This is a genomic window from Streptomyces humicola (genome assembly GCF_024436035.1).
GTDB lineage: Bacteria > Actinomycetota > Actinomycetes > Streptomycetales > Streptomycetaceae > Streptantibioticus_B > Streptantibioticus_B humicola.
The window spans coordinates 198197-217229 of record NZ_JANFNG010000005.1 but is presented as its reverse complement, the minus strand read 5'-3'; the positions used below and the strand labels follow the sequence as shown (position 1 = coordinate 217229).

Below are 19033 nucleotides of genomic sequence, written 5' to 3'. Positions count from 1 at the left end.
CATGAGAACGTCCCTGCAAGGATCCTGGTCCCTGGTGTTGGGCGTCTCCAGCGGTTTCGGCCGTGCCACCGCACGAGCCGTGGCCGCCGAGGGAGGCAACATCGTGGGCGTCCACTTCGACACGGCCGAGGGCCAGGAGAGCGCCACCAAACTGGCGGACGACCTGCACGCCACAGGGGTCCGCGCCCACTTCTTCAATCTCAACGCGGCCAGCCCGGCGACCCGCTCCGAGGTCGTGTCCCAGATCGCGGAACTTACCGACGGCAACGGGCTGCGCGTGCTGCTGCACTCGCTTGCATTCGGCTCGCTGATGCCGTTCGTGCCCCCGACGGATGCCTCCGCCGGGACGGAGACCGTCTCACCGCGTCAGATGGCCATGACCGTGGACGTCATGGCGCACAGCCTGGTCTATTGGGTGCAGGACCTACTCGCCGCCGGCCAGCTGCCGTCTGGTGCAAAGATCTTCGCGATGACCAGCGCCGGGAGCACCCGCGTCCTTGGCGACTACGGGCCCGTCTCGGCTGCCAAGGCCGCTCTGGAATCGCACGTGCGCCAATTGGCCGTGGAACTCGCCCCACGGGGCATCGCGGTGAACGCCCTGCGTGCAGGCACCACCCTCACTCCGGCCCTGCGCAAGATCCCCGGTGCGGACAGGTACGCCGAGGCGTCCCTCGGCCGCAACCCGCACGGCCGGCTGACCGAACCGGAGGACGTCGCCGAGATCGTCACCCTGCTCGCGACGCCCGACTCCTCCTGGCTCACCGGGAACGTGATCGGCGTCGACGGCGGCGAAAGCCTCACCGCCTGACCACCGCACCAGTACACAAACTCAGCGAAAGGAAGCCCCATGTCCGACAGCAGCCAGGTCACCGTCGACAAGGAGGAGCTGCGCTCCCTCATCGCCGACGCCCTCGAACTGCCCGTGAAGGAGATCGACGACCACACCCATCTCGTCGAGGACCTCGAGGTCGACTCCCTGATGGCGCTGGAGATCGTGGTCAACCTCGAGAAGCGGTACGGGGTCAAGATGGAGGAGTCGGACTTCAAGCAGGTCACCTCGCTCGCCCAGGTCGTCGATCTGGTCTCGGCCAAGTTGGCGGCCAGCTCGTGACAACACGTCAGGAGAAAGGCGGGGAGGTGTCCGGGCGCAGGGTGGCCCTGGTCTCCGGCGGTTCCCGGGGCATCGGCCGCGCCGTCGTGGAACGCCTGACGGGCGACGGGTTCGATGTGGCGTTCTGCTACCGGTCGGACGCCGCGGCGGCCGAGGAAGTGGTGACGTCGGCTTCCGCCGCCGGGGCCCGGGTCATCGCCCGCCAGGCCGACGTGGCGGACCCTGCGCAAGCCCGCGCCTTCGTGACCGAGGCCGAGGACGAGCTCGGTCCGCTGGACGTCCTCGTGACCTCGGCCGGGGTGATCAGGGACAACCCGCTGCTGCGGATGACCCAGGAGGACTGGGACGAGGTCCTGACGACGAATCTGGACGGCACCTACAACATCTGCCGAGCCTGCGTTTTCTCATTCATGAAGCGACGCTCCGGCTGCGTGGTGACAATGTCGTCGGTCGCCGGCGTCCACGGCAGCGCCACTCAGAGCAATTACGCGGCTTCCAAGGCGGGAATCATCGGCTTCACCAAGTCCCTGGCCAGGGAGTGCGGGAAGTACGGTATCCGCGCCAACACAGTGGCCCCCGGACTCATCGACACCGACATGACCGAGCCCCTGGCCGCCAGGGTAAGAGACGGCATCCTGGAACGCGTCCCGCTCGGGCGATCCGGCGCCCCGGAGGAGGTCGCGGCCGTGGTGTCCTTCCTTGTCTCCCCGCAGGCCGGGTACGTCACCGGCCAGGTGCTGGGAGTGGACGGAGGCCTGGTTGTCTGACGAGACGATCCGGCCATTCCTCAGGCCCAGGCCCAGGGCCACTGCCTCGCTGCTCGCGGGAGTGCTCGGCCTGCCGGTCGCGCCCCTGGCCGCTTGGCAGTTGGTGCATGCGCTGTTCCACCCTCCCCTGCCGGAGCGGCGGCACACCGCGGCCCGCTTCGGCTTGTACCCCGAGGACCTGCGCATTCCGCTCCCCGGTGCGGGCGAGCTGAGCGCATGGCTGTGCCGGGGCGACCCGCGCCGCGTCGTAGTGCTCGGCCACGGGCTGGGACGGGACAAGACCAGCGTGCTCCCCCACGCCAGGTTCCTGCACCGGGCCGGGTTCACGGTGCTGTTGTTCGACTTCCGCAACCACGGCGACAGCTTCCGTGACCGGGGGCTCACTGGCTACTACCTCCGCTTCGTCGACGACGTGGTCCAGGTGATCCGTCACGTCCGCCGCCTGCCGGAGTACGCCGGATGCCAGCTGGTGCTGTACGGCTTCTCGCTGGCCACCTTCGCCATGCTGCGGGCGATGTTCCTTCCCGAACTCGCCGTTGACGCCGCCGTCTTCGACGGTGGCCCGAGCCCGGACCCGTCGCTGATCCCCGGGCGGCTGCTGCGCGCCGGTGTGCTGTCCTTGCCGCGGGGCGTGCGGCGGCCGCCGGCCCGCGACGCCGTCGAGGCCGCGCTCGCCTTCTTCACTCGCATGACGCTGGGCGGGCACCGGCCCTGGCCGCCGCCTCCGGAACGCGGCGGGGCCGGCGGCACACCCATGCTCTTCGTGACGGGCGCCGAGGACCGCATCATCCATCCCGAGGAGACCCGGCGTGTGGCGGCCCACTACCCCACGGCCCGCACGCTCACCGTCCCGAGGGCAGACCACCTGCAGACCCTGGCGCTTGACCGGGAGACCTATACCCGCACCGTCCTGGACTTCCTGCACCACTCACTCCACACACTGGAAGGAGCCCCGCGCTGATGCGACTGGGCCTGAACCTCCGCTATCTCGGCAGGCTCGCCGCAGCGCCGCCGCCCGAGGAGTCGCTGGCGTACGTCCAGGAAGCAGAGCGGCTCGGCTACTGCGTGGTGTGGAGCGCGGAGGTATTCAGCTCCGACGCCGTCTCGGTGCTCGCCTGGCTGGCCGCTCGAACCGAGCGCATCGAGCTGGGCACCGCGGCGATGCAGATCCCGGCGCGCACACCGGCGATGACGGCGATGACGGCGGCGAGTCTCGACCTGCTGTCCGGGGGACGGTTCCGGCTCGGCCTGGGCGTCTCCGGACCGCAGGTCTCCGAGGGGTGGCACGGGGTACGGTTCGAGCGGCCGCTGGTGCGGACCCGCGAGTACATCGCGATCGTCCGTCAGGTGCTGGCCGAGCAGAAGGTGGTGCACGACGGGACGTACTATCCGCTGCCCCTTCCCGGCGGCGAAGGGAAGCCGCTCCGGCTCGGGATGCATCCCCGGCGCAAGGACCTCCCGGTCTACCTGGCGGCGGTCGGCCCCGCCAACACCCGGCTCGCCGGGGAGATCGCGGACGGATGGCTGTCGGTCTTCTTCCAACCGGAGGCGAGCTCGGACCAGTTGACGCAGGCGCAGGCGGGCCGGAAGGCACAAGGGCTCACCCTCGAAGGGTTCGACGTGGTCGCCGCCGTACCAGTGGTGATCGGTGACGACACCGGCGCTTGTGCCGACCGAGTGCGGCTGTTCACCGCCCACTATCTCGGCGGGATGGGATCGAAGCTGCACAACTTCTACACCCGCCAGGCAGCCCGCACCGGTCATGCCGACGCCGCCCAGGAGGTGCAGCGACTCTACCTGGACGGCCGGATCCGAGCGGCCGCGGCGGCGGTCCCCCGGCGGTTCCTCGAACAGACCTGTCTGCTCGGCCCGGTCAGCCAGGTCGCCGACCGGCTGCGCGCCTACCAGGAGGCAGGCGTCACGACGTTGTCCGCCATGGTCTTCCCACGGGACACCGAAGACGGCATCCGCACCTTGCGGCTGCTTGCGGACGCGCTCGCCAAGTCCGGCGCAGGCGACTGAACGCCGCCATACCGCCACCGTACCGAGGAAGGGACTCGCTGAGGTGTACGACGTCATCGTCGTCGGAGCGCGATGCGCCGGCGCCCCGACCGCCATGCTGTTCGCCAGACGGGGCTACCGGGTGCTGATGGTGGATCGGGCGAGGTTCCCCCGGGACACCCTGTCGACCCTCTACATCCACCAGCCGGGCGTCGCGCTGTTGCATCGATGGGGTCTGCTCGACGCGGTCGCGGCCACCGGCTGTCCTCCCATCGAGCACGCGGTGCATCAGGTAGGGGACGTGCGGCTGGAGGGCTGCAGCTGGCCGGTGGACGGGGTGCGGGCGGCCTACGCGCCGCGCCGCCACCTGCTGGACGGGATCCTCGTGCGGGCGGCGGTCGCGGCCGGGGTGGAGTTCCGCGAGGGGCACACGTTGGAGGACCTGGTCCTCGACGGCGACCGGGTGGTCGGAGTGCGTTGCCGCACCGGCGCAACATGGCGCACGTTTCAGGAACACGCGCGCCTGGTGGTCGGGGCCGACGGCATGCGTTCCCGAGTCGCCGCCTGCGCGGGCGCTCCGGTCATCACCGGGCATCCGTTGATGACGTGCGTCTACTACTCGTTCTGGGAGGACGTTCCGGCCGGTTTCGAGGCGTACGGTGCGCCCGGCCGCTGGACGGGCTGCGTCCCCACGAACGACGGTCTGACCCTCGTAGCGGCCTACTTCCCGCAGTCGGAGTTCGACACGGTGCGTGCCGACGCGCAGTCGGCTCATCTGGAGGCGGTGCGGACAGTCGCTCCGGACCTTTACGCCCGCGTGGCCGCAGGCACCCGAGCGGACCGGCTCTACGGCAGCGGCGAACAGCGCAACTACCTTCGACAGGCTGTCGGGCCCGGTTGGGCGCTGGTGGGGGACGCGGGCCACCACAAGGATTCCATCACGGCGCGCGGGATCACCGATGCCTTCCAGCAGGCCGCCGTCCTGGTGGAGGTCGTGGGAGACAGCCTGCTGGACGAGCCTCGGCTGCGCAGGGCACTGCGGGAGTACGCCCGCCGGCGCGACGCGCTGGTGATGGACGGCTACCAGGACACACTGTCCGTGGCCAAGCTGCGTCCCGAGCGCAGGCTGGACGTGCTACGCGTGCTGTCCGCCGACCCCGTGCTCACCGAGCGCTTCTTCGCCACCGCGGCCGGTGCCAGCCGCAGCTCCGAGCTGATGACCCCCGACGTGCTGGCACGCCTGCGTTCCGCCGGGCATCCGCAGCAGCAGTGCATGGAGCAAAGGAGCAGCAGCATATGACGCCATCGAGCAGCCCCTTCGACTTCGAAGCCATCTACCGGGGACGGTCCCCACTGGGCCGACGTGCCCCCTGGGACATCGGGGAACCGCAGCCCGCGCTCGGCTCCCTCGCCGCCTCGGGCCGCTTGCGCGGTGAGGTGCTCGACGTCGGGTGCGGCACCGGAGAGCATGCCCTTCTGATCGCCTCGCACGGGTTTCGGACCACCGGTGTGGACATCTCGCCCGCGGCGATCGAGCAGGCGCGGCGCAAGGCCGAGGAGCGCGGCCTGTCCGCCGAATTCGCCGTGGCGGACGCCACCGAACTGAACAGCTGGCAGGACCGCTTCGACACCGTCCTGGACTGCGGGCTCTTCGACTCCTGCACCGAACCGATGCGTGACCGGTACGTGCACGCACTTCACCGTGCCTGCCGTCCGGGAGCGCAGGTCTTTCTCCTGGAACTCAGCGAGAACGCCGCGGCACAGGTTCAGCGGCGCTTCGTCGAACTGGGAGTACCCGAGGCGGTGATGACGCTGCTGCCCCGCCTCACGGAGAAGGACCTGCGTAAAGCGTTCGCCAGAGACTGGGTTGTGGAGTCGCTCGAGGAGTCGTCGATGCTCACCCGGCTGCCGGGCAGCGGCACGGAGCTCGTGCCGCTGCCCGCGTGGTTCGCGTCCGTACGACGGGTCTGAGGCGTCCGGTTCCGGCCGTCCGCTACGACGCCTGAGCCCCGAGAAGTTGCGGGTGCAAGGCCAGAGCACGGAAGTATTCGGCCGGGTTGCGCACCAGCCGTCGTTCCTTCAGGTCGAGCAAGCCGCCGACGTTGAACACCTCGGCCACGAGATCGCCGTCGACGGTACGGAAGGTCTGCTCGACCCGGAACGACTTGCCCTCGCCCCACACGAAGGTGCAGGTGACATCCACGTCGTCCCCGGCGACCAGCTCCCGGTGGTAGCGGATGGTGGTCTCGAGGTTGACCGGTCCGACGCCCTTGGCCAGCAGATCGTTCTGCTTCAGCCCCGCCGCCTGGAGCAGCGACCAGCGGGCGTGTTCCGCGTACTGCAGATAGACGTTCCCGTTGAGGTGTCCCTGTGCGTCGGTCTCGTACCCGCGGACGGTGATCCTTACGGTGAACGGCTCGGCCATTGTGGTCCTTTCGGAGAATGAACAGGAAAAGTGCTACCTGTCAGGCGCCGTCCGTCAGGTAGCGGGCCAGCTCCACGCGTGAGGCGATACCGAGTTTCCGGAACACTCCGCGCAGATGGTAGTTGACGGTGTGCGGCGAAATACTCACTCTGCGTGCGATCTGTCGGTTGGTCAGCCCCTCGCCGGCCAGGCGGGCCACCCTTCGTTCGGCGTCGGACAGGCTCTGCCACCCATCGATTGCCACGCGATCCCGTCTCAGGCCGGGAGCACCGACGTCGTCCCGCTCGAGTTCACGGCGCACCCGCGACGCGTCCGCCGTCGCCCCGATCTCCTCGAACCGCTGCAGCGCGGCACGCAGGCCCCGTGCCGCCGTCTCGCTCCGGTCGGAGCTGTGTGCGCCGAGCACGCGGGCGAGGTCCTCCTTCGCCAGGGCCGCGGCCCACGGATCGCGGTGCTCCTCGGCCACACGCCGCAGGGCGTCGGCGTCCTGGGTGAGAAGTCCTCGTGCGTGAGCCGCGGAGACGGCCAGGGTCGGGAAGGCGGGGTTGGCCTCGGCGAGCTCGTCCGCGACCGCGGTCACGGTCGTGGCCAGCGAGACGTCGGCGGCTGCCAGGGCCGTACGCACCAACTCGGCCGCGGCCCCCGCCTCCTCGATGAACAGGGACCGCTGCGACAGCAGGTCGGCGTGCTCCGTGGCGAGCAGCTTCGCGGCCCGCTGGTATCCCAGTTGCGCCGCGGACACCTGGAACTCCGCCCAGGCGAACCGCGCGGAGCGGAACACCGTCTCGTGCGCCGTCGCCTCCGCCCGGCAACGCCAGACCTGATCGGCCGCTGCGCGCACATCCCCCATGCGCAGCGCGACCATCCCATACACCACGCGGCCGAACGGCATGACCCAGCGGCTGTGCTGCTGGGACGCGAGGTCCACTCCCGCGGCGGCCTCTTCCCGAGCCTCGGCGAGTCTGCCGGCCTGCAGCAGGATCCTGGCCCGTACCACGGCGGGCGCGGCGGCGTGCTGGGTCAGACCGAGCCGCGCGATGTCCTCGCGTGCCAGGGCGAGCTGGTGCTCCGCCTCGTCGAACTCGGCCGCGTCGGCCAGCTTCGCCGCAAGGGCGAGCCTTGGATAGGGCCGCCACTCGACGGGGACCGCGCCACTGATGCCGTGGACGGCCTCCCAGCCCCAGCGCAGCCCCTCCGCGAGGTTGCCCGCGGCCCACTCCAGATTGGACAGCACGGCGAGAGCGGCGAAGGAATCGGCATCGCTCGACCGCTCCGCCTCGGCCAGTATCACCCGCGCCCGGCTTCGTGCCCGGTGCTCGTCGTCGGCGAACAGGTCGAGGATGCGCCGCGCCACCTCCGGGATCCTGGCCTGCGGCAGCTTCGTCCTCTCCAGCGAGCGGACGGCCACCCCGAATAGCTCGTCGGCGAGTTCGGGCGCGAGCGGCCGGGGAAGGCTGCTGCGCGCCAGGAAGACAGCCGGGATCAGGCGCGAGACCGGGGCCGGGAAGGGGGCGGGGTCCTGCGGACCACCTCCGGCGGCGACGGCGGATCCGGGGTCGGGCACGGCAGCAAGGCCCCGGACCGAGGCCGCCTCGCGCTGGAGGGTCTCCCGTACCGACACGGGGATCGACTGGGCTACGGCCCGCCGGATGAGCTCGTGCTGGAAGACGGTGCGCGTACCGGCACAGACCAGCACCCCGGAGTCCAGGGCCTCGTTCAGCGCGGGCAGCAGCTGCGCCGTCGTCCCGCGCTGCATCCGTGCGATGTCGCCGACGCTGAACGAACTGCCTAGGGCGGCGGCCACCTGGACGAGGTGCCGGGCTTCCCCGGACAGCTCGGCGAGCCAGCGTTTCGCGACGTCGTGAATGCGCCGGGGGATACGCTCGCTGGAAAGCCGCGCCAGACGCTGGCTGATTGCCAGGGCGGACTCCTCGCGCAACCCCGAAAGAAGCTCGCTCACCAGCAGCGGGTTCCCACCCGCCTGACCGCACAGCGCGAGGAGTCCGGAATCAAGATCCGCATCCAGAAGCGCAGCCGCCATCGCGGTCACGGCACTGGAGGCGAGCGGATTCAAGGGTATCCTCACCACTTCGTCGTTCAATGCGAGCGACTGGTCCAATTCGACATTGACGACGCCGGAGCGCAGCGAGCCCACGCATACGCCTCCGCTGAACTGCAAGATCTCCTGGAGGAAATCCATACCGGATCCTGATGTGACGGCGTGCATGTCGTCGACCGTGATGAGGCCTGCTTCCCGCCACTGCCGTGTCGCGGCCGGGAACGAGACGGCTGCCCCTTCGGCCATCCGCAGGTCGCCGCTCGCCGCGCCCCTCATCGCGATGGTGGGGATTCCGCTCTTCTCGGCCTCCGCTGCGACATGCCGCAGCAGCCGGCTCTTCCCGGACCCGTGCATTCCCTCGACAAGGAGAGTTCCACTGCTTCGCGTTATCTCATCGGCTATCATTCCCCCCAATAACACAGCGATACGACTGAGTTCGCGGCTTCGCCCCACAAGCTCTGCCGACATAAAACCCCCCGTGCTCGGTCTTGGGTATGCAGTCGTGGCAGGATCACGGACCCCAGATGGTGAGGTCGGCGTTGCTACTGGTGCGTCGCCGTCAAGCTACCAGCCGGCCACACGGCCTCGGCGAAACCCGGACACCCACCTCGGCGTAGGCTCCGTGACGTTCCGTTTCTTACCGACCCGGGACGTACTCCATCGGACCGGCAAGATCCGGCAGTTCTCCGCACCCCGTGACCTCCCCGGGAATCCCGCGCGAGCCCAGCCGCTCCCGCCCACCGCGCCCAAGCTTGACCGGATCCGGTCTTCCTTCGGTGCCGACTTCTGCGTTGCGCTGGACGAACTCGACTTCATGGCCGCCGAGCAACCCCTGCTGGAGGTACGCGGCGCCCGAGCGATGTCATCCCGCCCGCCCGCTCCACGTGCTGCTGCTGAGAGATCTTCGGTGCCGACTGACGGCCGCTGGATCCCCTTGGCTACTGACGGGAGACCAGCCATGTTCTGTGTGCCCCACGTAGGACTCGAACCGGTGGCTTCCGGTCCACATGCCGTTCCAAGGATCAGTGGCCGTGACCTGCGGATTCTCCTCGGCATCAGCATGATTTGCACGGTTTGCCCTTTTGGCGGTCCCCAGGGGCACATAAGACGGGAGAGGAGCCGACTGGCAAAACATGCGGCTGACCTGCGGCGATCCCCGGGCGAGGCTGACCACAGGTTGGTGCCCCCGGCGGGACTACATGCAGAAGGATGCAGGCCTGACCTGCGATTTCCTCCTGGACGGCTCGTGGTGGAGGGGTCTTTCCGGCCCACGACGCGGGACGGGGTCCTGTGATGGCGCCTTCCGGGACGGACGCGGACACTGTCCGTGACGCCGGTGCGGTGTTCGAGCAGGCGATTACTCTGCGTGCGGTTACGGTGATCATGGCTGTGGTGGTCGGGCTCACGTTCCTGTTCGGGTTCGGGAACGTTTGGATTCTGGCGCTGCGGCTCGGGGTGCCCACCTGGGTGGCGCCTTTGGTGGCCCCGGCCGTGGACCTGTCGGTGTTGGGACTGCTGCTGGGCACGCGGTACCTGGCGCTTCATGGAGCGAGTCGCGAGCAACTGCGCCCCGCGCGTCAGCTTCTGGTCTTCTCCAGCGTGATGACGTTGGCGTTGAACGTGGCGGACCCGCTGATCACCGACCAGGTGGGCAAGGCCGCGTTCGACGCGGTCGGGCCGCTGCTGCTGATCGGATGGGCAGAGGTCGGCCCTGGTTTGCTTCAAGCCATCAGCGGCGTCCGGACCGTGGCGGCACCTTCCGTTGAGCAGGCGGCGGCTGAGACGGCATCCCCCTGGGTTGGCGCAAGCGATCCGGAGGTCGTGGAAGCGGGCTTGCTCGTTCAGGAACACGCGGAGCGGCCCGGCCCGGAATCGGTGCCACAAGACGATCTGCTGGAAAGCGCCCGTCGAGAAGACGCGTGGCACTGGAGGACGTATCAACGGCCTATCTCGGCCGAGACGCTACGCAAACGACTCCGTATCGGGGCTGCGCGGTCTCGGATGCTGGTGGCCGTGGTGCGGGCGGACAACGGTGATCGGCTTACTGATCGAGATGGAGAAGTCGCCGCTCAGAGAGCAGTCACCCCGGACTCTTCGGGCTGCCATGAATGACTCGCCGACGACCCGACAGTGGTAGGGGACAGGACAGGGAACGTCAGGCCGTCGCGTTGGCGAGGACTCCGGGAAGTGGGATCGCGGCGCCGGAGGATTGCGGGCCGCGGCAGGTGCTGCGATGGGACCGGGCCATGTGGTCCGCGTGGAAGGCGCCGTGGAAGGCCGAGTGGGCATGGAGACGGCGTACGTAGGCCCACAGGCGGTCGTACTCGGCGATGGTGTGCACGGCGTCGGCGTCCAGGTGGAGGCGGTGGACGGCGTCCAGGTGGACGAGGGTCACCCACAGGTCGACGTCCGCGGCCGTCAACTCGCCGCCCAGCGCATACGGTTGCGATGCCAGTCGGCGCTCGATCAGGGCCAGCGCCGTGAGCAGCGTCTCCAACGCTTCTCCTTGCCGGTGGGGGGCCGGGGCCGCTCCGGCTCGCTGCGCGGCCTCGGTGACCCGCTCGTCGAGGAGTTCGCCGAGGTCGTCGATCTGCGCGGCGAGGGCCGGGGGACGCAGGCGGTGTCGGACGTCCGTGTCGTGGCCGCTGAGATGGTCGGCGAGGTCGCGGAGGATGTCGGGTGTGTGGTTGCTGACGATGCGTCCGCTCCAGCGGTCGCACAGCGCGGGCATCGTGAGCGGGCCGGTGTAGTGGTGCCGGGTTGCTTCGTAGGCGCTGCGTAGCGGGGCGAGGGCGCCAGGCGTGGCGGCTGGGGGCGTGATCACTGTGGTGGTGACCGAGTCCTCGAGGCCGAGCAGGTCGAGGGTGATCGACACGCGCAGCGAGAGCGGACACCCTCTGGAGACATGGATGTGGTAGCGATGGGGTGCCGGGTAGAAGCCGCCGGCGAGGTCGGCGCCGATGCGCCCGCGGAAGCGGTGAGACGGGGCGGCAGCTTGGGTTACCTGATGGTGAGTCAGGACTGGCTGGGTGCCGGGAAGCGTTGTCGAACAGCTCGGGATGGTCCGGGACATGGCTCTCCAAGACGGCGACGGAGCCCGGCGGCCTGTGCGGGGCGCCGTGGCAGAACGGAGGAGATGGAAAGGCCGGGCGTGTGGCGGCACACCCGGCCCTGGATCGATGACGGCGATGCGCGGGGGCTGCGCGGGGACCGGGTTCAGTGGGCCGGACCGTAGGCGCTGCACACGCGCAGCAGATCGATGTGCAATCTTCTCGTCAGGGTCCTGGACATCTCCACCGGTCCCATCCTCGGGGCTCGCGAGATGCGAGACCGCGCTTGCCCCGCCGCACCGGCGGGACCCGGTCGTCACCCGGGGCACCCCGTCGCGGCGGAAGGGTTGCCTGTCAGCAGGCCGGGGCCGGTGACCCACCAATGCGGTGTCCCGTGAGGTGGGCGCTGACGATCGTGACCGTGTACATCAGTGTGGTTGCGGCCTGCGGGGGCGTCAAGGAGCCTTCCACAGGCCGAGATGGAACCTGGAGGGCCAGGTCATAACGTGCCTCTATGTCTTTCGTCAAGCGAGGCGAGGGGTTCTGGCTTCATAGAAGGTGCCGTCGCGGAGCATCGCGAACAGCACGCTGATGTGGTGGCGGGCCAGGCGGAGAAGAGCCTGCGTATGTGTCTTCCCGCGGGCTCTCTGGCGGTCGTAGTAGGTGCGGGAGGCGGGATCGTGCAGGGCGGCGAACGCGGAGAGGAACATCGCCCGTTTGAGTTGCCGGTTGCCGCCTCTGGGCGCGTGCTCTCCGTGGATCGAGGTCCCCGACGACTTCGTCGTCGGGGCGAGGCCGGCGTAGGAGGCCAGGTGGGCGGCGGTGGGGAAGCTGGTGCCGTCGCCGACGGTGACCAGCAAGGTGGCGGCGGTCCTGACCGCGACCCCCGGCATCGAGGTCAGGACCTTCGAAAGAGGGTGTGTCTCCAGCAGGGCCTCGATCTGGGCCTCCAAGGCCCGGCGCTGTTTGTGAACGGCGGCGAGCGAGCGGGCCAGGGACGGGATCACGATGTCGAGGGTGCCGGTGCCCGGGACCACGACGGTCTGTTCGTCGAGCGCGTCGAAGACGTCGTTGATCAGCCGTTGTGCCATGCGCGGGGCTTTGGGCCGTATCAGTTCAACGAGCCTGTGACGACCGGCCTTTCGCAGCGCGGCCGGGGAACTGTAACGTTCCAGCAGCCAGGTGATGGCCTGGTGGTCCAGACGCGGCCCGAGGACGCGCTCAAGGCTGGGGTGGAACTGGGTGAGCAGGCCGCGTATCCGGTTGGAGGTGCGGGTGGCTTCGGCCGCGAGGTCTTGGTCGAAGCCCACCAGAACGGTCAGCTCGGCGGTGATCTCGTCGGTGAGCTCCAGCGAGCGCAGGGTGTGCGGCATGGTGCGGGCTGCGTCCGCGATCACCGCGGCGTCCTTCGCGTCGGTCTTGGCCTCGTCCGGATACAGGTCGGCGATCCGCCGCATGGCCAGACCCGGCAGGTAGGCGACCTTGCAGCCCGCGTGTCGGGCGACCGTGAGCGGGAGGGCGCCGATGGAGGCAGGCTGGTCCACGATCACCAGGACAGTTCCGAACTTCGCCGCGAGCTTGTCGAAGACGGCCCGCAACTTCGGCTCACTGTTGGGCAGCTGCTTGTCGAAGACCTTCTTGCCGGCCGGGGTGAGCCCGTGCCCGTGATGGGCGCTCTTGCCGACGTCCAGGCCGAGGAAGACGCCCACGTCGTCGATGTCGTACAACCCGTCCTCCCGAACAGGGCTCGTGCGGTGCTGGCCAGGGCGATGGCGCCGTACACGCGCATCCACGTTATGCAGACCTGCCGCCCGCGAGATGCCGGGCATTGCGCTCGGCGGGGCGGTAGTCAGACCTCTCATCAGCGTCTCCAACGGCGCCCCTCGGGCCCGGTGACACCACCCCCCAGGTCATGCGTTCGACAGGGGGGAACAGTCATGCCGGGCCCGGAGGCCAGCGGCCCTCTTGCAGGACCGCGAAGAACATAACGGGGGTAGCTGCAGGCGGGTGTCGCTCCGGAGCGGTCTCGCCGGCCGGACGTGGATTGATGCGATGAGGGGCGGGTCCTCCGCCCCCGTCGGTACCTGGGGTAGGTCCCAGGTGCTGGCAATCGTCACGGGCGTCCGCGACGCTTCGGCACGCAGGTCGCGGCGTGTCGCTGCACGAGCAGATCGCGGTGCCAGCGCACGCCCGTTTCCGGGGCGGACCAGCAGCAGGAGGTTGCGCAGCTTCTCTCTCGGGAGATGGTGGAGCAGGCCGGCGAGGATGAGGCGGTCGGTACCAGTGAACGCGGGCTTGCCGACCTGGCGTTGCAAGACCATCAGCTGGTGCCGCAGCGCAATGATCTCGAGGTCCTTGTCTCGGTCACTCATCGGCAACAGGCGCAGGAGCGAGACGGTGGTTGTCGCGGCGAGGTAGGCGAAGCGCATCAGCACAACCGGTCATCATGCCGTCCTCACGGTGCGCAGGTGAAGATAGCAGGGCGGGCGGCGAATACCACCCAAGATCGACGATCAAGACTCTCACCTGGCCGGATGATTTATCGGCACCCGCACTGTCGAAGGTCGTCGCCCTGGAATGCGGGCCGCACGGGGTGACCTCCAACTGCGTCAACCCCGGCTACGTGCGCACCCCGCTCGTCGGGGGCCAGATCGCCGACCAGGCCCGCGCCCACGGCATCAGCGAGGATCAAGTCCTGGCCACCGTGATGCTGGAGGGCACGGCAGTCAAGCGACTGGTCGAGCCGGAAGAGGTCGCCGAGACCGTCGCCTTTCTATGCTCGCCCCACGCCGCCGCCATCACCGGAACCGACATCGTCATCGAGGGCGGCCACACCGCCCGCTGAGCCTCTGGTGACCCAGAGCCGTTGCACTGCACGAGGCCGCATGCGAACGATCAATTCCGGTTGCATGTCGTGCCATGGACCCGCAAGATTGGAAACTGTCTGTAACCGGTCCTGACTGCTCGGATTGGTACGCAGAAGATCACAGCGACGACGACCCGGTGCGCGGCGACACGCTCATACACAACTCAGACTCGATCGCCGTGTTACTGCCGCCCATCGCTAATTGGGGGGCGAGGCGGAGGGCGGGGCGAGGACATGAGGGCGGATGGGTAAGGGCGCCGTGAGCTGCCGGCTCACCGCGGCGTGACGAAGACGTCGATCTCGATCAGCTCGTCCTCGCTGAGCGGCAGACCACCGATGGCCGCGACGTTCGCCTCCAGCTGGGCGACGCTGGAGGCGCCGATCAGCGCGGCGGTCATCCGCGGATCGCGCAGCACCCAGACGAGTGCCAACTGGGCGAGCGTCTGGCCTCGGCGACGCGCTATCGCATCCAGGCCGCGCAGCCGGGTCAGCATCTCGTCGGTGAGCTGCTTGGGGTCGAGTGAGGTACCCCGTGCTGCCCGGGAGCCGCCCGGGATACCGCCCAGGTAGCGGTCGGTGAGTAGCCCCTGCGCGAGTGGGGAGAACGCGATGCACCCCATGCCCTCGGCCTCGAGGACGTCGAGCAGGCCGTCGTCCTCGATCCACCGGTTCAACATCGAGTACGACGGCTGGTGAATCAGCGCTGGCACTCCCATTTGGCGTAGCAACTTGGCCGCCTGCCGTGTCTGCTCGGCGGTGTAGGAGGAGAGGCCCACATATAGCGCCTTGCCCTGCTGGACGATGGTGGCGAGTGCCCCCATCGTCTCCTCCAGGGGGGTGTGGGGGTCGAAGCGGTGTGAGTAGAAGATGTCCACGTACTCCAGGCCCATCCGGCGCAGCGACTGATCCAGGCTGGCCAGCAGGTATTTGCGTGATCCCCACTCGCCGTACGGGCCGGGCCACATGTCGTAGCCGGCCTTGGTGGAGATCACCAGCTCGTCCCGGTAAGGGCGGAAATCCTGGTCCAGCAGGACCCCGAAGTTGGCCTCCGCGGCCCCGTAGGGCGGGCCGTAATTGTTGGCGAGGTCGAAGTGGGTGATGCCCAGGTCGAAGGCGCGGCGCAGGATGGCGCGCTGCGTCTCCAACGGTCGGTCGTCGCCGAAGTTGTGCCACAATCCCAGCGAAAGGGCCGGGAGCTTCAGGCCGCTGCGTCCCGCCCGGCGGTATTCCATCGACTCATAGCGGTCGTCACCGGGCTGGTAGGGGGTGCGGAGTTTCATCAGGGTTGTCTGCCTTCCGTGCCGGTTTTGGTTTCTGTCCGCGGCGGGAGAGCCGGAGGGTGGTGTACTCAATCGGGCACGACTTCAGCCCAACTCCTTCTGGGGATGCCCGGTTGCTCAGGGTGAACCACGCCCTGCTCTTGGCGAGTTGGCGCTCTCCTCTAACGACACGGTGCGCTGCGATAGAAGGAGAGTTCTCGAGTTCCGTTGGGTGCATCCCACCCCTGGGCGAAGAGCCATGTTCCGCGGTGTTGGAGTAGACCGCCCCAAGACAGAGTCCCGCCTTTGTTCAGGGCGATTTGCGTGTACGGGCTGTCTTGGTGGTAGAGGGCCTGGGCTGCGGCTCTTTTTTCCGCGCTTGCGTTGTAGAAGAGGTCGAGGACGATGTGCTCTTGGTCGTCGAAGGCCGCCGCAGCGCATGCCACCTCGTACAGGGTTCCCTCGAGCTGGCTGAGGTCCAGGTAGGAGTGTTCTTCGAATCTCCAGTGGATCAGGTCGTCTGATCGGCCGACGTGTTGGATTCCGTTGCATCCCTCGGACACATACATGAGGAATTCGCCACCGATGCGGACAGCGTTGCCGTTCGGGTCGCGAGGGATGACCGCACCCTTGCACCACAACCTGGACACGTCGTGCGGGACGATCGGCCCGAGTTTTGTCCAGCTGACCAAGTCATCGGAAATCGCCACGTTGATATCGCACCCGACGTCCTCGATCTGATAGTTGGGGGAGGGGAAGCGGCTGGCGTCGTCGGGATCTATAGGAAAGACAGCGTTGTAGAAGAGGAAATACCGTCCGTCCGCACGATAGATCTTCGGGTCTTCACAGCCGTACAGTTCGTTGTTCTGGGTGGGGTAGATGAGGGGGTTGTCCGGGCTGTCGGTCCAGCCTGTGACTGGATCGTGCACAGCCATCCCGATCCGGCTCGCGGTGGATTCCATGCTCGGCGTCGCCCGGTAGAACACCACGAGCCGGCCGTTGTGTTCGATCAACGATGGGTTGAAGATTGCCGAAGCCGTCCACCCGATGTTGGTCGGATCGGGCCATGGCCTGCCGGGAGTGAACGTCAGCGAGGCGTCTCGTCGGAACGGTCCGATGCTCCAGTCGGGGGTCTGTTCGTAGGTGGCCGAGAAGTAGTCCTGGGGGTGGTGACGTTTGTTGAGGGTGACTGCTTTGTGATAGTCGGCGGCGAGCTCACCGCGGGTAAGGGGTATCACGATCTTCTCGATCCTGTGAGACGCCGGGTGTCGGTCGGCGAAGGTTGCGCCGTGCGGTCCGTGGCGCGGCGGGGCTGTGGACCGCACGGTCGTATAGACCTGGCTGGTGTCTTCGCTGTCAGCGCGTGACGAGAGTGAAGCCGCCAGGAAGGATCGTGGCGTTTGCCCGGCCGAAGGAGGTCACGCTCCTCTCGCGGGCGATGCCGTACTGGTCATAGCTGACAGCGACGGCTTGACCTGTTCCCGGAACGGCGATGTCGCACGTGCGGCGCGTGGTAGCCACGCTGCTCAGCAGGGCGACGGTGTGGCCGTCCCCGGTGGTTATCAGTTGCGAGACCAGCGGCGTCAGAAGCAGTGAGTCGAGCAGCCCCGTTCCGCCCGCTGTCATGCCGGTGATGGACCTGGCACTGGCGGGCAACGGTGCCGGCAAGGTGACGGGCAGGAGCGCACCGGGCGCGGCCGAGGCACCTTGGGCGCCACCCGACCCGTAGTGGAGGGTGCCGAGGCGGGTGTTGCTGGAGGTGAATACCGTCTGTGCCGCGCCGCCGTCGACCAGATACGCGACGGGCTGCACCATCCTGGGTTGGTCAGAGGCGGGGACCTGCCAGGTGAGCCGGCTTCCGGCCGGAGAGCTCACGTACGTGGTGCTGCTCCACTGGGCCTCGCCCGTCCAGGGCGAGGGGGGTTCGACCGCCCGTGCTCCACCTGAGAGTGTCGCCTGGTTCGCCTCGATGGTCTGCTGCCCTTCTCGCCGTGCGATGTGCGCGGCGGAGCGGGCTGTGTTGGCTACGTCGGGTGCTGCGTCCAGGGCCTCCATGGTGAGCAGGCCGTGGATGGTGGATTCGGCTCCCGAGTTCTGATTCACCGTGGCGTTGGATGCCACGCCGTCGAAGGTCACGCCGGTGGCCGGGTCGTACATCGGGACTCCGGCCGGGTTCTGTCCGAAGAACCAGCCGGCCGCAACCCCCGCGAGTTGGCGCAGCCCCGAGCTGTGGGTGGCGTTGGCTACAGCGAGCAGCGAGCGCACGACCGAGTCTGCACCGTAGGCGATTTGGGAGCCGTCGACCGGGGTGGGGCTCCAGCCGTTGTCGGGTCCGGTTGCGGTGAGGAGGTGGGGGGCGAACACCGCCGCATCGGCCACCGCGGGCCGCAACAATGCCGGATCGCGCAGGACACCGGAGGCCTGCGCGAGCGCGGTAGCCATCTCATCGCCCCAGGCATGCCATTGCGAGGGTGACAGACTCCAGGGCAGCAGTGCGCCGTAGGGCCAGGTCCGGGCGTTGCCGGCGCCCATTGCCGCGATGCCGTCGGCCAATTGCACAAGTGCCGTACGGGCTGGTGAGCTACCGCCTGCGGCCACGTAAGCCGTCAGCCCGAGTACGGCTTCTGAGGAGGCATCGGCACCGTCGGAGATCAGCCACGCGGGCAGCCGGACGCCGTTGACGGTCTGGTACTTGCCGTAGTGGGTGAGGTCCTGTCGGTTGAGTGCGTCGACGGCCAGGTTCAGTCGCCCAGCTAGGAAGTTCGCGAAGCCGGGATCGCTCTTCCGGAAGTCGCTATATCCCTCGCCTAGCGCCCATATGGTGCGAGCCAGCCAGTAGGACGGTCCTGTGTCGGAGGGGTTGGGGCTGTCCGGGGGCGTGGGGGTGGGGTTGAGGCGACCGTCGGGCTGCATCCACAACACGATGTTGCCCGCGTTGGGGCCAGTGGATGTCTGCAGGTAGGTCAGTCCGCGCAGGAGCGCCTCGGCCTCGTCACGGCTGTGCGTGTCCTGCCACTGTTGCCAGTGGCGTAGGTAGACGACCGCCGCTCTGGCGATGTCGTCGGCGTCGTAGGCTCCTTGGCCGTAGGTGTCGGTGGAGGCATCGTAGGTGCCACCGCCGGTGCGCTGGTAGCCGCCGTTCGATTGGTGGTTGGCGTAGACCCACAGCACGCCGATGTCGGGGTGGCCGGCGAGTTGGTAGGTGGTGTGGCCCGGTTGGGACGGTGGCGCCACCTGTGTGGTCAGGAAGTCAAGGTGGTCGAGGTTGGTCAGCGGGGCCTGGCGCGATGCGCTTGCAGCAGGCGACGGAGTCGCCGCAGTGGCGACGCTCAGCGGGGCCAGAAGACCGGCCACGGCGACGCCTGCGGCCAGCGCGAGATTGGGGCGTTTCAAGGCAACCTCCTGGTGGAGTGGATTGCGATGTGAACGGTCGTGGCCAGGCGGTGACCGCGCGGTCCACGCCCGGTTGGTGCCTTGCTGTACGTGTGCTCACTG

General features: G+C 68.4%; 15 protein-coding genes, 2 pseudogenes and 1 riboswitch. Of the genes and pseudogenes, 9 read left to right on the top strand and 8 right to left on the bottom strand.

Annotated features, from left to right (window positions below; all coding sequences use genetic code 11):
• Window position 1 precedes the first annotated feature (1 nt).
• The 7 genes from NGB36_RS10035 to NGB36_RS10005 are packed head-to-tail and all read left to right on the top strand — an operon-like array spanning window position 2 to window position 5850.
• The gene (locus tag NGB36_RS10035) at window positions 2-808 is read left to right on the top strand and encodes an enoyl-ACP reductase FabI (RefSeq protein WP_255919819.1); all 807 of its coding nucleotides are present in this window, start codon (window positions 2-4) and stop codon (window positions 806-808) included.
• Window positions 809-847: 39 nt separating this feature from the next.
• Entirely contained in the window at window positions 848-1111 is a 264-nt protein-coding gene (locus NGB36_RS10030; protein WP_255919818.1) for an acyl carrier protein, read from the top strand.
• 26 nt (window positions 1112-1137) lie between these two features.
• Window positions 1138-1878 (top strand): 3-oxoacyl-ACP reductase FabG, encoded by a 741-nt coding sequence (gene fabG / locus NGB36_RS10025; RefSeq protein ID WP_255919817.1) that lies wholly within the window; start codon window positions 1138-1140, stop codon window positions 1876-1878.
• Window positions 1871-2839, top strand: coding sequence for an alpha/beta hydrolase (locus NGB36_RS10020; RefSeq protein WP_255919816.1), 969 nt, complete (start codon window positions 1871-1873; stop codon window positions 2837-2839). The genes fabG and NGB36_RS10020 overlap by 8 nt, the downstream gene beginning before the upstream one ends.
• The gene (locus tag NGB36_RS10015; RefSeq protein ID WP_255919815.1) at window positions 2839-3900 is read left to right on the top strand and encodes an LLM class F420-dependent oxidoreductase; all 1062 of its coding nucleotides are present in this window, start codon (window positions 2839-2841) and stop codon (window positions 3898-3900) included. The genes NGB36_RS10020 and NGB36_RS10015 overlap by 1 nt, the downstream gene beginning before the upstream one ends.
• A gap of 43 nt (window positions 3901-3943) precedes the next feature.
• Window positions 3944-5179 (top strand): NAD(P)/FAD-dependent oxidoreductase, encoded by a 1236-nt coding sequence (locus tag NGB36_RS10010; RefSeq protein ID WP_255919814.1) that lies wholly within the window; start codon window positions 3944-3946, stop codon window positions 5177-5179.
• On the top strand, window positions 5176-5850 hold the full coding sequence (locus NGB36_RS10005) for a class I SAM-dependent methyltransferase (RefSeq protein WP_255919813.1): 675 nt from the start codon (window positions 5176-5178) through the stop codon (window positions 5848-5850). The genes NGB36_RS10010 and NGB36_RS10005 overlap by 4 nt, the downstream gene beginning before the upstream one ends.
• 22 nt (window positions 5851-5872) lie before the next feature.
• Here NGB36_RS10005 and NGB36_RS10000 read toward each other — a convergent pair whose 3' ends face one another.
• On the bottom strand, window positions 5873-6304 hold the full coding sequence (locus tag NGB36_RS10000) for an acyl-CoA thioesterase (RefSeq protein WP_255919812.1): 432 nt from the start codon (window positions 6302-6304) through the stop codon (window positions 5873-5875).
• A gap of 40 nt (window positions 6305-6344) precedes the next feature.
• Window positions 6345-8717 (bottom strand): helix-turn-helix transcriptional regulator, encoded by a 2373-nt coding sequence (locus NGB36_RS09995; protein WP_255919811.1) that lies wholly within the window; start codon window positions 8715-8717, stop codon window positions 6345-6347.
• A gap of 987 nt (window positions 8718-9704) precedes the next feature.
• Between NGB36_RS09995 and NGB36_RS09990 the strand changes: the two genes are divergently transcribed.
• Complete coding sequence (locus NGB36_RS09990) at window positions 9705-10475, top strand: SpdA protein (protein ID WP_255919810.1); 771 nt, start codon at window positions 9705-9707, stop codon at window positions 10473-10475.
• Window positions 10476-10518: 43 nt separating this feature from the next.
• On the opposite strand, the gene NGB36_RS09985 is transcribed toward NGB36_RS09990, so the two are convergent.
• From NGB36_RS09985 to NGB36_RS34040, 3 genes and pseudogenes are all read right to left on the bottom strand, one after another.
• Window positions 10519-11436 (bottom strand): glutathione S-transferase C-terminal domain-containing protein, encoded by a 918-nt coding sequence (locus NGB36_RS09985; RefSeq protein ID WP_255919809.1) that lies wholly within the window; start codon window positions 11434-11436, stop codon window positions 10519-10521.
• A 254-nt stretch (window positions 11437-11690) separates the two neighbouring features.
• Window positions 11691-11834, bottom strand: a riboswitch (SAM riboswitch).
• A 103-nt stretch (window positions 11835-11937) separates the two neighbouring features.
• Window positions 11938-13140 (bottom strand): IS110 family RNA-guided transposase, encoded by a 1203-nt coding sequence (locus NGB36_RS09980; RefSeq protein WP_255919808.1) that lies wholly within the window; start codon window positions 13138-13140, stop codon window positions 11938-11940.
• Between the two features lie 389 nt (window positions 13141-13529).
• A pseudogene (locus NGB36_RS34040) lies at window positions 13530-13848 on the bottom strand (integrase); the annotation flags it as partial.
• Between the two features lie 119 nt (window positions 13849-13967).
• Between NGB36_RS34040 and NGB36_RS09970 the strand changes: the two are divergent.
• Window positions 13968-14258, top strand: a pseudogene (locus NGB36_RS09970) (SDR family oxidoreductase); the annotation flags it as partial.
• Window positions 14259-14551: 293 nt separating this feature from the next.
• Here NGB36_RS09970 and mgrA read toward each other — a convergent pair.
• From mgrA to NGB36_RS09955, 3 genes are all read right to left on the bottom strand, one after another.
• Window positions 14552-15559, bottom strand: a complete 1008-nt coding sequence (gene mgrA / locus NGB36_RS09965) for an L-glyceraldehyde 3-phosphate reductase (protein ID WP_255919807.1) — start codon at window positions 15557-15559, stop codon at window positions 14552-14554.
• Window positions 15560-15720: 161 nt separating this feature from the next.
• Window positions 15721-16776 (bottom strand): glycoside hydrolase family 130 protein, encoded by a 1056-nt coding sequence (locus NGB36_RS09960; RefSeq protein WP_255919806.1) that lies wholly within the window; start codon window positions 16774-16776, stop codon window positions 15721-15723.
• A 118-nt stretch (window positions 16777-16894) separates the two neighbouring features.
• Window positions 16895-18931 carry a hypothetical protein gene (locus tag NGB36_RS09955; protein WP_255919805.1) on the bottom strand — a complete coding sequence of 679 codons (2037 nt, stop codon included), beginning with the start codon at window positions 18929-18931 and terminating at the stop codon, window positions 16895-16897.
• Window positions 18932-19033 lie beyond the last annotated feature (102 nt).

Excerpts from the sequence above, each read along its gene's own strand:
- NGB36_RS10035 (WP_255919819.1), top strand. The coding sequence starts at position 2 with ATGAGAACGTCCCTGCAAGGATCCTGGTCCCTGGTGTTGGGCGTCTCC.
- NGB36_RS10030 (WP_255919818.1), top strand. The coding sequence starts at position 848 with ATGTCCGACAGCAGCCAGGTCACCGTCGACAAGGAGGAGCTGCGCTCC.
- NGB36_RS10015 (WP_255919815.1), top strand. The coding sequence starts at position 2,839 with ATGCGACTGGGCCTGAACCTCCGCTATCTCGGCAGGCTCGCCGCAGCG.
- NGB36_RS10005 (WP_255919813.1), top strand. The coding sequence starts at position 5,176 with ATGACGCCATCGAGCAGCCCCTTCGACTTCGAAGCCATCTACCGGGGA.
- NGB36_RS10000 (WP_255919812.1), bottom strand. The coding sequence starts at position 6,304 with ATGGCCGAGCCGTTCACCGTAAGGATCACCGTCCGCGGGTACGAGACC.
- NGB36_RS09995 (WP_255919811.1), bottom strand. The coding sequence starts at position 8,717 with ATGCACGGGTCCGGGAAGAGCCGGCTGCTGCGGCATGTCGCAGCGGAG.
- NGB36_RS09985 (WP_255919809.1), bottom strand. The coding sequence starts at position 11,436 with ATGTCCCGGACCATCCCGAGCTGTTCGACAACGCTTCCCGGCACCCAG.
- mgrA (WP_255919807.1), bottom strand. The coding sequence starts at position 15,559 with ATGAAACTCCGCACCCCCTACCAGCCCGGTGACGACCGCTATGAGTCG.